This is a genomic window from Streptomyces sp. NPDC001410 (assembly GCF_042895235.1).
Classification (GTDB): domain Bacteria; phylum Actinomycetota; class Actinomycetes; order Streptomycetales; family Streptomycetaceae; genus Streptomyces.
The window spans coordinates 442,900-456,048 of the sequence record NZ_JBIAWE010000002.1 but is presented as its reverse complement, the minus strand read 5'-3'; the positions used below and the strand labels follow the sequence as shown (position 1 = coordinate 456,048).

Below are 13,149 nucleotides of genomic sequence, written 5' to 3'. Positions count from 1 at the left end.
TTTCCCTAGGGCTGCGCCGCGCAGCCGCAGGACGTCGCCCTCCGTACAGGTGCCGTGGAAGGATGACCGAACGCACACATAACGAGGAGATGACCGCGTGCCTGGCACAAACCTGACTCGCGAAGAGGCACAGCAGCGGGCCGCGCTGCTCACCGTTGACTCGTACGAGATCGATCTCGACCTCTCCGGCGCGCAGGAGGGCGGTACCTACCGGTCCGTGACCACGGTGCGCTTCGACGTAGCCGAAAACGGCGCCACGTCCTTCATCGACCTGGTCGCTCCGGCGGTCCACGAGGTGACCCTGAACGGCGACGCGCTCGACCCCGCCGAGGTCTTCGCGGACTCGCGGATCGCGCTGCCCGGCCTGCTGGAGGGCCGCAACGTCCTCCGGGTCGTCGCCGACTGCGCCTACACCAACACCGGCGAGGGCCTGCACCGCTTCGTCGACCCGGTCGACGAGCAGGCCTACCTCTACACCCAGTTCGAGGTGCCGGACGCCCGCCGGGTCTTCGCCTCGTTCGAGCAGCCCGACCTGAAGGCCACCTTCCAGTTCACGGTGAAGGCACCGACTGGCTGGACGGTCATTTCCAACTCGCCGACGCCCGAGCCCAAGGACGACGTCTGGGCCTTCGAGCCGACGCCGCGCATCTCGTCGTACATCACGGCGCTGATCGTCGGCCCGTACCACTCCGTGCACAGCGTGTACGAGAAGGACGGGCAGAGCGTGCCGCTCGGCATCTACTGCCGTCCCTCGCTCGCCGAGTTCCTGGACTCGGACGCCATCTTCGAGGTCACCCGGCAGGGCTTCGACTGGTTCCAGGAGAAGTTCGACTACGCCTACCCGTTCGCGAAGTACGACCAGCTCTTCGTGCCCGAGTTCAACGCGGGCGCGATGGAGAACGCGGGCGCGGTGACCATCCGTGACCAGTACGTCTTCCGGTCCAAGGTGACCGACGCGGCGTACGAGGTGCGCGCGGAGACGATCCTGCACGAGCTGGCCCACATGTGGTTCGGCGACCTGGTCACCATGGAGTGGTGGAACGACCTGTGGCTGAACGAGTCGTTCGCCACCTTCACCTCCATCGCCTGCCAGGCCTCCGCGCCCGGCTCGAAGTGGCCGCACTCGTGGACCACGTTCGCGAACTCGATGAAGACCTGGGCGTACCGGCAGGACCAGCTGCCGTCCACGCACCCGATCATGGCGGACATCCGCGACCTGGACGACGTGCTCGTCAACTTCGACGGCATCACGTACGCCAAGGGCGCGAGCGTGCTGAAGCAGCTCGTCGCGTACGTCGGCGAGGACGAGTTCTTCAAGGGCGTGCAGGCCTACTTCAAGCGGCACGCGTTCGGCAACACGCGCCTGTCCGACCTGCTGGGCGCCCTGGAGGAGACCTCGGGGCGTGACCTGAAGACCTGGTCGAAGAAGTGGCTGGAGACGGCGGGCATCAACGTCCTCCGCCCCGAGATCGCCACCGACGCCGAGGGTGTCATCGCCTCCTTCGCCGTCCGCCAGGAGGCCCCGGCCCTGCCCGCCGGCGCCAAGGGCGAGCCGGTACTGCGCCCGCACCGCATCGCGATCGGCCTCTACGACCTCGACGAGGCGAGCAGCAAGCTGGTGCGCACCAACCGCATCGAGCTGGACGTCGACGGCGAGCTGACCGCCGTACCGCAGCTGGCCGGCAGGCGCCGCCCGGCCGTCATCCTCCTCAACGACGACGACCTGTCGTACGCCAAGGTCCGCCTGGACGAGGAATCGCTGGCGTTCGTCACCGAGCACCTGGGCGACTTCGACGCCTCGCTGCCGCGCGCCCTGTGCTGGGCCTCGGCCTGGGACATGACCCGTGACGCGGAGCTGCCCGCCCGCGCCTACCTGTCCCTCGTCCTGTCGGGCATCGCCAAGGAGTCCGACATCGGCGTGGTGCAGTCGCTGCACCGCCAGGTGAAGCTGGCGATCGACCTGTACGCCGACCCGTCGACCCGCGAGGCCCTGCTGACCCGCTGGACCGACGCCACGCTGGCCCACCTGCGGGCCGCCGAGCCGGCCGGCGACCACCAGCTGGCCTGGGCGCGCGCCTTCGCGGCGACCGCCCGGACGCCGGAGCAGCTGGACCTCCTGGAGGGCCTGCTGGACGGCACCCACACGATCGAGGGCCTGGCCGTCGACACCGAGCTGCGCTGGGCGTTCGTGGAGCGGCTCGCGGCGGTCGGCCGCTTCGACGAGGCGGAGATCGCGGGCGAGTACGAGCGGGACAGGACCGCGGCCGGTGAGCGCCACGCGGCCACCGCCCGCGCGGCCCGTCCGACCCCGGAGGCCAAGGCGGAGGCGTGGGCGTCGGTCATCGACTCCGACAAGCTGCCGAACGCCGTGCAGGAGGCCGTGATCAGCGGCTTCGTCCAGACCGACCAGCGTGAGCTGCTCGCGTCGTACACGGACAGGTACTTCGAGGTCGTCAAGGACGTCTGGGACTCCCGTTCGCACGAGATCGCCCAGCAGATCGCGATCGGCCTGTACCCGTCGGTCCAGGTCTCCGAGGAGACCCTGGCCAAGACGGACACCTGGCTGGCCGCGGCCGAGCCCAGCGCGGCCCTGCGCCGGCTGGTCTCGGAGTCCCGCTCGGGCGTCGAGCGGGCGCTGAAGGCCCAGGCGGCGGACGCCGCGGCCGAGTAGCGGCAGTCGTAGCCGTCACCCGTACGGCGTTGGGGGCGCCCGGTGTGCGAGTGCACCGGGCGCCCTTTCCCTTTTCCCTTTGCTCAGCCGCACACCCGGTGGGCGACGTCCAGCATGGTCCGCACGTGCAGCCCGGTCTGCGCGGACACCGGGATCCACCGCGGCTCGTACGTCTTCTCCAGTTCCCGGCACCACTCGTGCACCAGCTCCGTGAGGGCGCAGGCGGTCCCGGGGGCGGTGCCGGCCAGGGCCCGGCGCAGCATGGCCGCGGCGCGCAGCGGGAGGCGGCGGGCGGCCAGCCCGAGGGTCGCGAAGTGGCCCCGGGAGCCGGAGCGTTCCTCCACGGCCCAGGTGGCGGCGAGCGACGGCGCCACGCCGAGCAGCTCCCGTGCGGCGGTGTCCAGCGGCAGCAGTTCTTCGCCGGGTACGCCGTCCTGCAGCAGCTCAGCGATCTCCCGGGTACGACTCAGCAGTAACTCACCGACCTGTGCGATTTCCCGCTCGGGGTCGGGCGCGGGCCGGGGGTCGCTCACCGCCGGGGCGGCCCAGGCGGGTGCCTCGACCAGGACGGTGAGGGTGCCGTACCGCCGCGGGTACAGCCACGTGCTCTCGGCGACGAATCCGCTCGGATCGCGTTCGCTTCCGGTGCTCTCCTCCGGCAGCCGCAGAACACCGGGCGGGTCGCAGTGCCAGTCGGGCCCGTCGCACGGATGGTCGTCGAGCGGAATGCGCAGGAGCCCGGCCGCCTCCCGGAAGGTGCGCGCGGCACCGGGCACCCGCCTGGACTGCATCATGAACGCACCGCCGAACTCGATGCCGTGCAGCGTGAACTGGGCCACGGGCCGCAGTTCGTCGAGCAGCCGCACGAGCGCCGCCGACTCGGGCAGCGGTTGCCGTCCCGTGCCGGGGGCGGGCGGCGACTCGGGCTGACAGGCGAACGCGGGCCGGTAGAAGTGCCGGTGGCACTCCTCCAGCGAGGGGGCGGGCTCCTCGGGCTGCCAGCCGTGCGCGAGCCGGGCCCCGTCCGGATCGAGACACATCAGGAAGTGCCAGGTGCAGCCCAGTGCTTCCAGATACTCCGGCCGGTGGGCGAGGAGCCTGGCGAGCCGGAGTGCGGAGGCCCCGCCCACCGGTTCGTTGGCGTGCGCCCCGGCGACGGTGAGGATCTGCCGCTCCCCGTGCCCGGCGGACAGCAGCCACAGCGGCCGGCCGGCCCGGCTCTCGCCGACGGCGCGCAGCCGCAGCACACCGGGGGCCGCGGCGACGAGTTCGCGGGCCCGCCGCTCCAGTTCGCCGACACCGGGGTAGCCCATGTCAACTCCGCTTCCGTTTCTGGATGTTGAGCGTCTCCATGGGAACGTCGGGAGGAGGGCGCGTCAAGCGCGACCGGCGCTGTCAGGTCACCTCGGGAACATTCCGCCGGTGACGTGGACGAAGGTGCTGGTTGCGCAGTCCGGCGAGGACGGGTGCCACCAGCCCCACGTCCGAATCCCGCCGGTCATGGGCGGGTCCGCGCGCCATGCTGAATCCATGACCACCTACCTCGCACGCCCCCTGACACCTCAGGTCCTCAAGGAGTTGCGCACCAGCGACGACGCGGGCCGCCCCCTGCGCCCCTTCACCGACGCCGAGGGCGACGCGCCCCTGCGCTGCTGCCTGCGCCGCAGCGCACCCGGCGAGCGCATCGCCCTGGTCTCGTACGCACCCCTGCGCCGCTGGGCGGCCGAGACGGGGGCCGAGCCGGGCGCCTACGACGAGCAGGGCCCCGTCTTCATCCACGCCGACGAGTGCTGTGGGCCGGACACCGAAACCCTGCCCTTCGCCAACACCCACCGCACGGTGCGCCGTTACTCCACCGACGGCCGCATCCTGGGCGGCCGCCTGGTCGAGGACCCGACCGCCTTCGAGCCGGCGTTCGCGGAGGCGTTCGCCGATCCCGAGGTGGCTCTCGTGCAGGTGCGGGCGGTGGAGTTCGGGTGCTTCCTGTATGAGGTGCGGCGGCCTCAGTAGACCGTGGCGAGCCGTTCTCCGTTCCGGGCGGCCATTTTCGGGTGCGGCCCGCCGCTGCTCCGTGGTGGGATTCGCCGCATGAGCGACTCGCTGCTTACGCGTATCGAGCGGTACTACGCCACCGTGCCCCTGCTGTTCGCCGACGCCGAGGAGTTCGGCCCGTTGCGGCTGTTCGTACGGAAGGAGCCAGGAACGCCGTACTACGGTGGTCCGAACCACGCTCAACCCACCGCGGAAGGCTCGGGGATCGTCACCGCCGCTGACATCGCCCGGGTGCGCGCCAGGCAGCGCGAACTGGGCGTGCCGGAGTCCTTCGAGTGGCTCGCCGAGGCAGCGCCGACGCTGCGCGCCCGCATCGAGACCGTCGGCCTCCCGGTGGAGGAGCGCCCGCTGATGGTCCTCGACCCGGATCACCCGGTGCCTCCGCAGGCCCTGCCGGACGGTGTGACGATGCGGGTGCTGACGGCCGACGACCCGGCCCTGCCCGCGACTCTCGCCCTGCCCCGCCTGGCGTTCGCCTCGACAGGCACCGCGGGCCGTGCGGAACTGTCGGCATTGGCCGAGGAACTCAGCGCGGACGGTACGGTCGAGACGACCCGCCCCTGCATCCGCGCCGGGCACAAGATCCTCGTCGCGGCCCTGGCCCCGGACGGCACCCCACTCGCCGCCGGCCACTATCACCCGCTGGCCGGCACCACCGAGATCGGCGGCGTCGGCACCCTGCCCACCGCTCGCCGCCGGGGCCTGGCCGCAGCCGTCACGGCGGCCCTGGCCGGCCACGCCCGCGACCACGGGGTGCGTACCGTCTTCCTCGCCTACGCGGAGGACCGCGTCGCCCGCATCTACGCCCGCTTGGGCTTCCGCGCTGCCGGCATCACCCTGCTGATCGCCAACCAACCCGCACGGTCGTGAAGGTGCGGGCCGGCCACCTCTGCGTACCGCAGGACGAGTTCACACCCGAGTGGCTGCCGACGGACCAGCCGCCGCCTGCAAGGCCTCCAACACCCTGCCCACCGCCGCTCCCCCCTCTGCCCCCTTCCGCACCGCTGCCACCACATGCCGTACCGGACGGTCCGCGCCCAGTTCGCGCATCACCACGCCCTCGCGGCGGGCCGCCGCCATCCGGGGGACCAGGGCGACGCCCATGCCCGCCTCGACCATGGCCAGGATCGCGGTCCAGCCGGAGGCCGAGTGGCCCTGGTGGGGGCTGAAGCCGGCGGACTCACAGGCGCGGCAGGTGATGTCGGACCAGGGGCCGCTGCCGCCGAAGATCCACGGTTCGGCGGCGAGGTCGGTGAGGGTCAACTCCGCGGCGGTTGCCAGGGGATGGTCCGGGGGGAGGGCGATGTCCAGAGGGTCGGTCAGGAGGGGCAGGCGGGTGAAGCGGGGGTCGGCCGCGCTCGGGGCCTCAACGGCGAGGGAGAGGGCCAGGTCGACCTCGCCGGCGGACAGGAGGTCGTAGGCCTCGGCGGCCTCCGCCTCCCGGACGCGTACGGTCACTCCGGGGTGTGTCGCCCGCAGGGAGCGTACGGCCGGTACGACGAGGGCGGGCACCGCCGTGGAGAAGGCGCCGACCCGCACCTCGCCGGCCTCGCCCTGCACGTAGGCCGCCAACGCCGCGTCGGTGCACTCCAGTTGCTCAAAGACGGGCTCGGTGTGCCGCAGCACCAGCCGGGCGGCGTCCGTCAGCCGGACCCGGCGGCCGTGGGCCTCCAGCAGGGGTACACCGAGCTGGGCGGCGAGGTTCGTCAGCTGCTGGGACACCGCGGACGGGGTCATGTGCAAAGCCTCGGCCGTCGCGGTCACGGTGCCCCGCTCACGCAAGGTGCGCAGGATCTGCAGCTTCCTCAGGTCCCACTCGGCCATGGCCGCACGTTACACGCCGGCCTCCAGGGACGGCCGTCACCTACGGGAACCCGCGCCCAGCATGACCCCGCCCAGGATCAGCGCCATGCACAGCAGTTGGGGCCAGCCGGTGTTCTCGCCGAGCAGGCCCCAGGAGAGGACGGCCACGCACACGGGCTGGAGGTAGTAGACGATGCCCGCGCGGGCCGCGCCGATCAGGGCGATGGCCCTGCCCCAGGCGAAGAAGGCGATCGCGGAGGAGGCCACGCCGACGTACAGCAACAGCAGGACGGTTGCGGGCGTGGGCGTGAAGCCGCCCTGTACCGCCACGCTCGCCGTCTGTACGGGCAGCAGGAAGGCCGTGCCGATCAGGAACGTGGTGAACAGGAAGCCGGTGCCGTCCAGTTCGGCGGGCCTGCGGCGGAGCAGCGCGCTGTAGGCGGCGAAGCAGCAGGACGCCGCGATCATCCACAGGTCACCGGCGCCGAAGCTCGCACCGCCGCCCATGAGCAGCAGCACGCCCGCGCAGGCGGTCAGCAGCCCGGCGGTCCGCCGCGCTCCGAGCCGTACGCCGCCCAGCCGCTCGAACACCGCCATCAGGACCGGAGAGGCGGCCATGATCATGCCCATGGTGGCGGCCGGGGTGGTCAGGCCCGCCTGGTTGACGAGGGTGTTGTAGACGGCGACACCGAGCAGGGAGGCGAGGAGGACGTGGCGGAGGTGGCGTCGGATCAGGTTCCGTTGCCGCCAGGCCCGGCGGGCGCCGAAGGGGGCCACGGCCGCCAGGGCGATCACCCAGCGCCAGAAGGCGTGCTGGATCGGCGGGACGCTGTCGGCCAGTCCGCGGGAGGTGACGAAGCTGCCGGACCAGACGACCGTGGCGAGGGCGGCGAGGGCGAGGCCGAGCACCGGGGCGGCGGCCCTTTGGGGGTGAGTGACCGGGGTGGTGGCCTTCCGGGGGTGAGTGACGGGGGTGGTGGCGGTCTGGTGCGAGGCCGTGGCCACGGAGGTCCTTTCGGTGGTGGGTGTGCGCCTACCGTCGCAACGCCTGACCTGTCAGGTCCATCGAATCTTTTCGAGCGGTCTTTTCAGTGAAGCTGAACGATGGGCGTCGTCCCGCACGTCGCCCCGCGCCCAGCTGCCCGGCCAGCGTCGCCCCGAACGCCAGCGCCATGCCGGCCACTTGGAGGGGCGCGAGCGCCTGCCCGAGGGCCGCCCAGCCGACCACGGCGGCGGTCAGCGGGGAGAGCGGGCCGAGGAAGCCGACCTGGGTGGCGCTGAGCCGGCCGATGCCGCGGAACCAGAGCCAGTACGCGAGTGCTGTGTTCGCCAGCGCCAGGTAGAGGTAGCCGCCGGCCGCTCGGCCGTCGAGCGCGGGCGGGGCGCCCTCGGCCAGGAAGGCGACCGGCGCGATGAGCAGGCCGCCCGCGGTGAGCTGCCAGCCGGTGAGCACCAGCGGACCGACCCCGGCCGGGCGGCCCCACCGTTTGGTCAGCACCGTCCCGGCGGCCATCGAGGCGGTGGAGGCGACGGCCGCGAGCACCCCGACCACGTCCAGGGCACCGGCCCCCTTGAGTACGACGAGACTCACGCCGAAGGCCGCGACCACCCCGGCGACCAGCGTGCGCGCGGCCGGCCGCTGCCCCAGGAGCAGCGCCGAGAGGCCCACGACGAACAGCGGTCCGACCGAGCCGACCACGGCGGCCATCCCGCCGGGCAGCCGGTACGCCGACACGAACAGCAGCGGGAAGAAGGCGCCGATGTTCAGCGCGCCCAGCGCGGCCGCCTTCGCCCACCAGACGCCGCGCGGCAGCACCCGGGTGAGGGCGAGCAGCAGCAGCCCGGCCGGCAGGGCCCGCATCAGGCCCGTGAACAGGGGGCGGTCCGGCGGCAGGAACTCGGTGGTGACGGCGTAGGTGGTGCCCCAGGAGACCGGGGCGAGGGCGGTGAGCAGGATGGTCATGGTCACGGGGCGTTTCATGGCCGAGTCCCTTCGGATTCGGGAGAGGTGGGTGTTACGCCGTGACGGGCGAGGGAGCCGGGGCGCCGCCTTGGGTCACGGTCACCGGCTGGGGGCGCACCGCCTCCGCCGGCAGTCGGCGCTCCACCCGGATCAGCAGGGCGGCGGCCACCGCCGAGGTGAGGACGAGGACGGCCCACGGCGCCCGGCCGTCCAGCGCGAGCAGGGACGTGAACAGGGACGGCGCCACCGCCTTCGCCAGCGACCAGGACATCTGATAGGCCGCCATGTACCGGCCGCGCACCGCCTCGGGCGCCGCCGACACGGCGAGCACCTCGGCCGCCGGGCTGTGGATCAGCTCGCCGAGGGTGTAGACGAGGACCACGGCGACCAGGGCGACGCCCAGGACCGTGCCCGAGCGGGGACGCAGGGTGCCGAGCACCATCTGCGCGGCGAAGGCGGCCGCGAACAGGGCCCCGCCCAGCGCCGCGGCCCGGGTGCGCCGGGCGCCCGCGCGCCGGACCCGCGCGCCGACGAAGACGCCGGCCACCGCGCACAGCACGGTGTTGACGGTGAACGCGGCACCGGTGAACACCGCGGGCCCGTGCAGCCACTCCACGACGAACAGCGGGAAGAGGACGGACAGGGCCGAATAGCTCAGCGCATTCAGGAAGTTGGCGCCGGTGACGACCAGGAAGGGCCGGTCGGCGAGGACGAGCCGGTATCCGGCGCCGGACCGGCGCGGGAGCGGGGCCGAGGTCCCGTCGGCCGCGCGCACCGGCCTCAGCGGGCGCAGCAGCAGCGCCGCCAGCGCGAAGGAGAGGGCGTTGCCCCAGGCCGCGTAGGTGTAACCGGCGCTGCCCGCGAAGGCGATGACCAGCGTGGCCAGCAGCGAGCCCGCCCCGTTGCCGGCGTTCTGCAGCGCGCGCGTCGACGCCTGCAGCCGGTCCCGCCCGCCCCCGCGCGCCACCTCGCCGATCAGGGACTGCTGCGCGGCGGGGAAGGCACGGTCGGCGGCTGCGGTGACCAGGGCCACGGCCGCGAAGGCGGCGAGGGACTGGGCGAGGGGGAAGAGGGCGAAGCCGACGACCCGGACGCCGTAGAGCAGGTACAGCACGCGCTTCGCGCCGTACCGGTCCACGGCCGTCCCGGCGAGCGGAAGGGCGCCGATGCCCAGGAGGCCGGTGACCGTGAGCACGGCACCCACGACCGTGAAGGACAGCCCGGTGACGTAGTGGAAGAACACCAGCGTGAACGGGATGTACATGCCGGTGCCGACGCCGTTGACCGCGGCGGCGACGGGCAGGGCCCACTCCCCCGCTACGCGTTCGCTCTCCTCGCTCTTCCTCTTCACGGTGCCTCCCCCTTCGAACTAACTCGATGAAAAGTAGCTTAGCTCTAAGCTACTTTTCGTCAAGCTACTTTCTTGCGGGCGACCGTCCGGACGGCGATACTCGGCCCATGAGCGCAGGCCGGCAGCAGCACAGGGACCCCGTCGACGCGATCATCGACCAGTGGGCGGCGGTGCGGCCCGACCTGGACACGAAGGCGATGGAGGTCTTCGGGCGGATCTACCGCCTCTCCCGCGCCATGGGCGACCGCATGGAGAAGGCCTACGCCCCCTACGGCATCTCGCGCGGCGAGTTCGACGTCCTCGCGACCCTGCGCCGCTCCGGCGAGCCGTTCACCCTCTCCCCGCGCCAGCTCTCGGCGACGCTGATGCTGACGACCGGCGGCATGACCGGCCGCCTCGACAAGCTGGAACGGGCCGGCCTGCTGCGCCGCTCCCCCGACCCCCACGACCGCCGCGGCCTCCAAGTGACGCTGACCGAGAAGGGGCTGGACGTCATCGACCAGGCAGTCGGCGCGGGCCTCGCCGTCCAGACCGCGGCCCTGTCCTCCCTCGACACCGAACAGGCCGACCAACTGGCCGGCCTGCTACGGGAGTTGCTTGCGGGGACTCAGGGGACGGAGCACTAAAGGGCGTATCGCGGGCGTATCGAAAATCGCATACGCCACCGCAACGGCCCTCCGTCTCCCATGGGGGCATGAACCACAACGCATCCCTGTCAGCACCGCCCCGCCGCACGCGCAGGATCTTGTTCCTCGGCCTGGCGATCCTCGGCCTGACGAGCGCCGTGTTCGCCGTGCGGCGGCCGCTCATGATGTCCGCTCCGATGTGCATGGCCGGGCGGTGGCACGGCTGCTTCGATACGTTCAACGGTGTGGTGCTCATCACGTTGGTCGCGCTGCCGTTGGCCGCGCTGGTGGTGTGGGCTCTGGCGCGCCGTCGGCTCGGCGCCGGCGTCTCATCGGCGTGGCGGATGTCGCTGGCCGAGGTGGGCATGGTCCACGGCACGGTGCCATTCCTGTGGATGACCATGATGCCGGGCGCCGGGGCCGGCGTCGCTCCGCGCCGGGTGAGCCTGGTACCGCTGCGGGATCTGCTCACGATGGGGCCGGGCGGGATCGTCGGCAACCTGCTGGTCTTCGCTGCGCTGGGCTTCTTCGCCCCGATGCGGTTCGCGGCACCGGCGTCCGCGCCGCGGATCCTGGCGCTCGGGGCGGGCTGCTCGGTCCTGGTCGAAACCGCACAGTACGTCCTGTGGCTGGACCGGGTGTCGTCCGTGGACGACGTACTGGTCAACGCCGCCGGCGCCGTGCTGGCCGCGCTGGCGTCGCGCCGCTGGTGGCGCACTGTGGCGCAAGCGCCGTCGGACCGGCCTCGCCCCGCGCCGGCACCGGCAGGCTGAGTCGCGTGTCCGGTGTGCACACGTCTTTGCATACGTCGGCGATATGTTGTGCTGCTTAGGCTTCGGACATGCGCGTACTGATCGTGGAGGACGAGCCCTACCTGGCTGAAGCCATCCGTGACGGTCTGCGGCTGGAGGCGATCGCCGCCGACATCGCCGGCGACGGCGACTCCGCCCTGGAACTGCTCGGCGTCAACTCCTACGACTTCGCGGTCCTCGACCGCGACATCCCCGGCCCCTCCGGCGACGAGGTCGCCCGGCGCATCGTCGCCTCCGGCGACGGCATCCCGATCCTCATGCTCACCGCTGCCGACCGGATCGACGACAAGGCGTCCGGGTTCGCGCTCGGCGCCGACGACTACCTCACCAAACCGTTCGAGCTGCGGGAGCTCGTCCTGCGGCTGCGGGCACTCGACCGCAGACGCGCGTACGCCCGGCCCCCGGTCCGCGAGATCCCGGGCCTGCGGCTCGACCCCTTCCGCCGGGAGGTCTTCCGCGACGGACGCTACGTGGCGCTGACCCGTAAGCAGTTCGCCGTCCTTGAAGTCCTCGTCGCCGCCGAGGGCGGGGTCGTCAGCGCCGAAGAGCTGCTGGAACGGGCCTGGGACGCGAACGCCGACCCCCTCACCAACGCTGTGCGCATCACCGTCTCCGCACTGCGCAAACGGCTCGGCGAACCCTGGATCATCGCCACGGTGTCCGGCGTCGGCTACCGGATCGACACCGGAACGGACACCATCGCCCCTGGCAGGGACACCGCCGACCCCGGCAGTACGCATGCATAGACGCCCGGGGCTCAGCGCCCGACTGAAACTCACCCTCAGCTACGCCGGATTCCTCGCCGTCGCCGGCGCTCTCCTGCTGGCCGTGGTGTGGATGTTCCTGCTGCGCTACGTACCCGACAACAGCCAGGGCCTGCTCGGGATCTCACCCAACCGCTACCTCCTTGTGCACACCTTCGCCCCCGCCGCGGCCATGGCGATGGCCTTCCTGCTCGTGTTCGGCCTCCTGGGTGGATGGATCCTCGCCGGCCGGATGCTCGCACCACTCACACAGATCACGGATGCGGCACGGATGGCCGGGAAGGGGTCGTTGTCCCACCGGATCCGCATGAAGGGCCGCCAGGACGAATTCCGTGAACTCTCCGATGCGTTCGACTCGATGCTCGAACAACTCGAGTCCCACGTCGCCGAGCAGCAGAGGTTCGCCGCGAACGCCTCCCACGAACTACGCACCCCGCTGGCGATCTCGCGGACGCTCCTCGACGTCGCCCGCAAGGACCCCACGCGGGACCGGGGCGAACTCATCGAGCGCCTGCACGTTGTCAATGCGCGGGCGATCGACCTCACCGAAGCCCTCCTGCTGCTCAGCCGCGGCGACCGCGGAAACTTCACCCGCGAGAGCGTCGACCTCTCCCTCATCGCCGAAGAAGCCGCCGAAACGCTGCTTCCTTTCGCCGAACAGCGCCGGATCACGCTCGACGTCACCGGCGGGGCGGCCCGGACCAGCGGCTCCGCGGAACTCCTGCTGCGGATGGTGACGAACCTCGTCCAGAACGCCATCGTCCACAACCTCCCCGCCGGCGGCACCGTGACGGTCCACACCGAGGCGCACGGCGACACGAGCGTGCTGCGGGTCGAGAACACGGGCCGTCGACTCCCACCGGAACTGCTACCGACCCTCACCGAACCCTTCCAACGCGGAACGGAACGCGTACGCACCGACGAGCACGCCGGCGTCGGCCTCGGCCTGGCCATCGTGCACAGCATCGTCCACGCCCACGACGGAACCCTCGACCTCGTCCCCCGCCCCGCCGGCGGTCTCCTCGTCACGATCCGGCTTCCCGGCACGCCGTAGACAGGGTTGGCGGTCGGGGGCAGCAAGGTGCCCCGGGACGACCCCTTTCGCGC

Annotated in this window: 12 protein-coding genes; 7 read left to right on the top strand and 5 right to left on the bottom strand. The window is 72.0% G+C overall.

Annotated features, from left to right (window positions below; genetic code table 11):
* Window positions 1–97: 97 nt before the first annotated feature.
* A complete protein-coding gene (gene pepN, locus ACFY3C_RS05575; RefSeq protein WP_390769806.1) occupies window positions 98–2,671 on the top strand; it encodes an aminopeptidase N in 2,574 nt (857 codons plus the stop codon).
* Between the two features lie 83 nt (window positions 2,672–2,754).
* On the opposite strand, the gene ACFY3C_RS05570 is transcribed toward pepN, so the two are convergent.
* Entirely contained in the window at window positions 2,755–3,984 is a 1,230-nt protein-coding gene (locus tag ACFY3C_RS05570; protein WP_390769805.1) for a M14 family zinc carboxypeptidase, read from the bottom strand.
* 217 nt (window positions 3,985–4,201) lie between these two features.
* Here ACFY3C_RS05570 and ACFY3C_RS05565 point away from each other — a divergent pair, with 217 nt between their 5' ends.
* A complete protein-coding gene (locus ACFY3C_RS05565; RefSeq protein ID WP_390769804.1) occupies window positions 4,202–4,681 on the top strand; it encodes a DUF1203 domain-containing protein in 480 nt (159 codons plus the stop codon).
* Between the two features lie 78 nt (window positions 4,682–4,759).
* Window positions 4,760–5,593, top strand: a complete 834-nt coding sequence (locus tag ACFY3C_RS05560; protein ID WP_390769803.1) for a GNAT family N-acetyltransferase — start codon at window positions 4,760–4,762, stop codon at window positions 5,591–5,593.
* A 39-nt stretch (window positions 5,594–5,632) separates the two neighbouring features.
* Here ACFY3C_RS05560 and ACFY3C_RS05555 read toward each other — a convergent pair whose 3' ends face one another.
* The 4 genes from ACFY3C_RS05555 to ACFY3C_RS05540 are packed head-to-tail and all read right to left on the bottom strand — an operon-like array spanning window position 5,633 to window position 9,840.
* Window positions 5,633–6,547: a LysR family transcriptional regulator gene (locus ACFY3C_RS05555; protein WP_390769802.1), complete on the bottom strand. Its 915-nt coding sequence runs from the start codon at window positions 6,545–6,547 to the stop codon at window positions 5,633–5,635.
* Window positions 6,548–6,583: 36 nt separating this feature from the next.
* On the bottom strand, window positions 6,584–7,531 hold the full coding sequence (locus ACFY3C_RS05550) for a DMT family transporter (RefSeq protein ID WP_390769801.1): 948 nt from the start codon (window positions 7,529–7,531) through the stop codon (window positions 6,584–6,586).
* A 28-nt stretch (window positions 7,532–7,559) separates the two neighbouring features.
* Window positions 7,560–8,507, bottom strand: a complete 948-nt coding sequence (locus ACFY3C_RS05545; RefSeq protein ID WP_390769800.1) for an EamA family transporter — start codon at window positions 8,505–8,507, stop codon at window positions 7,560–7,562.
* A gap of 34 nt (window positions 8,508–8,541) precedes the next feature.
* Window positions 8,542–9,840, bottom strand: a complete 1,299-nt coding sequence (locus ACFY3C_RS05540) for an MFS transporter (RefSeq protein ID WP_390769799.1) — start codon at window positions 9,838–9,840, stop codon at window positions 8,542–8,544.
* Window positions 9,841–9,947: 107 nt separating this feature from the next.
* Between ACFY3C_RS05540 and ACFY3C_RS05535 the strand changes: the two genes are divergently transcribed.
* The 4 genes from ACFY3C_RS05535 to ACFY3C_RS05520 all read left to right on the top strand — a co-directional run bounded on the left by ACFY3C_RS05535 (window position 9,948) and on the right by ACFY3C_RS05520 (window position 13,096).
* Window positions 9,948–10,466 carry a MarR family winged helix-turn-helix transcriptional regulator gene (locus tag ACFY3C_RS05535; RefSeq protein WP_389174808.1) on the top strand — a complete coding sequence of 173 codons (519 nt, stop codon included), beginning with the start codon at window positions 9,948–9,950 and terminating at the stop codon, window positions 10,464–10,466.
* Between the two features lie 68 nt (window positions 10,467–10,534).
* On the top strand, window positions 10,535–11,239 hold the full coding sequence (locus ACFY3C_RS05530) for a VanZ family protein (protein WP_390769798.1): 705 nt from the start codon (window positions 10,535–10,537) through the stop codon (window positions 11,237–11,239).
* Window positions 11,240–11,307: 68 nt separating this feature from the next.
* Window positions 11,308–12,024, top strand: a complete 717-nt coding sequence (locus tag ACFY3C_RS05525) for a response regulator transcription factor (RefSeq protein WP_390769797.1) — start codon at window positions 11,308–11,310, stop codon at window positions 12,022–12,024.
* Entirely contained in the window at window positions 12,017–13,096 is a 1,080-nt protein-coding gene (locus ACFY3C_RS05520) for a sensor histidine kinase (protein ID WP_390769796.1), read from the top strand. Before ACFY3C_RS05525 ends, ACFY3C_RS05520 begins: the two co-directional genes overlap by 8 nt.
* Window positions 13,097–13,149 lie beyond the last annotated feature (53 nt).

Excerpts from the sequence above, each read along its gene's own strand:
- ACFY3C_RS05570 (WP_390769805.1), bottom strand. The coding sequence starts at position 3,984 with ATGGGCTACCCCGGTGTCGGCGAACTGGAGCGGCGGGCCCGCGAACTC.
- ACFY3C_RS05565 (WP_390769804.1), top strand. The coding sequence starts at position 4,202 with ATGACCACCTACCTCGCACGCCCCCTGACACCTCAGGTCCTCAAGGAG.
- ACFY3C_RS05560 (WP_390769803.1), top strand. The coding sequence starts at position 4,760 with ATGAGCGACTCGCTGCTTACGCGTATCGAGCGGTACTACGCCACCGTG.
- ACFY3C_RS05555 (WP_390769802.1), bottom strand. The coding sequence starts at position 6,547 with ATGGCCGAGTGGGACCTGAGGAAGCTGCAGATCCTGCGCACCTTGCGT.
- ACFY3C_RS05545 (WP_390769800.1), bottom strand. The coding sequence starts at position 8,507 with ATGAAACGCCCCGTGACCATGACCATCCTGCTCACCGCCCTCGCCCCG.
- ACFY3C_RS05535 (WP_389174808.1), top strand. The coding sequence starts at position 9,948 with ATGAGCGCAGGCCGGCAGCAGCACAGGGACCCCGTCGACGCGATCATC.
- ACFY3C_RS05530 (WP_390769798.1), top strand. The coding sequence starts at position 10,535 with ATGAACCACAACGCATCCCTGTCAGCACCGCCCCGCCGCACGCGCAGG.
- ACFY3C_RS05525 (WP_390769797.1), top strand. The coding sequence starts at position 11,308 with ATGCGCGTACTGATCGTGGAGGACGAGCCCTACCTGGCTGAAGCCATC.
- ACFY3C_RS05520 (WP_390769796.1), top strand. The coding sequence starts at position 12,017 with ATGCATAGACGCCCGGGGCTCAGCGCCCGACTGAAACTCACCCTCAGC.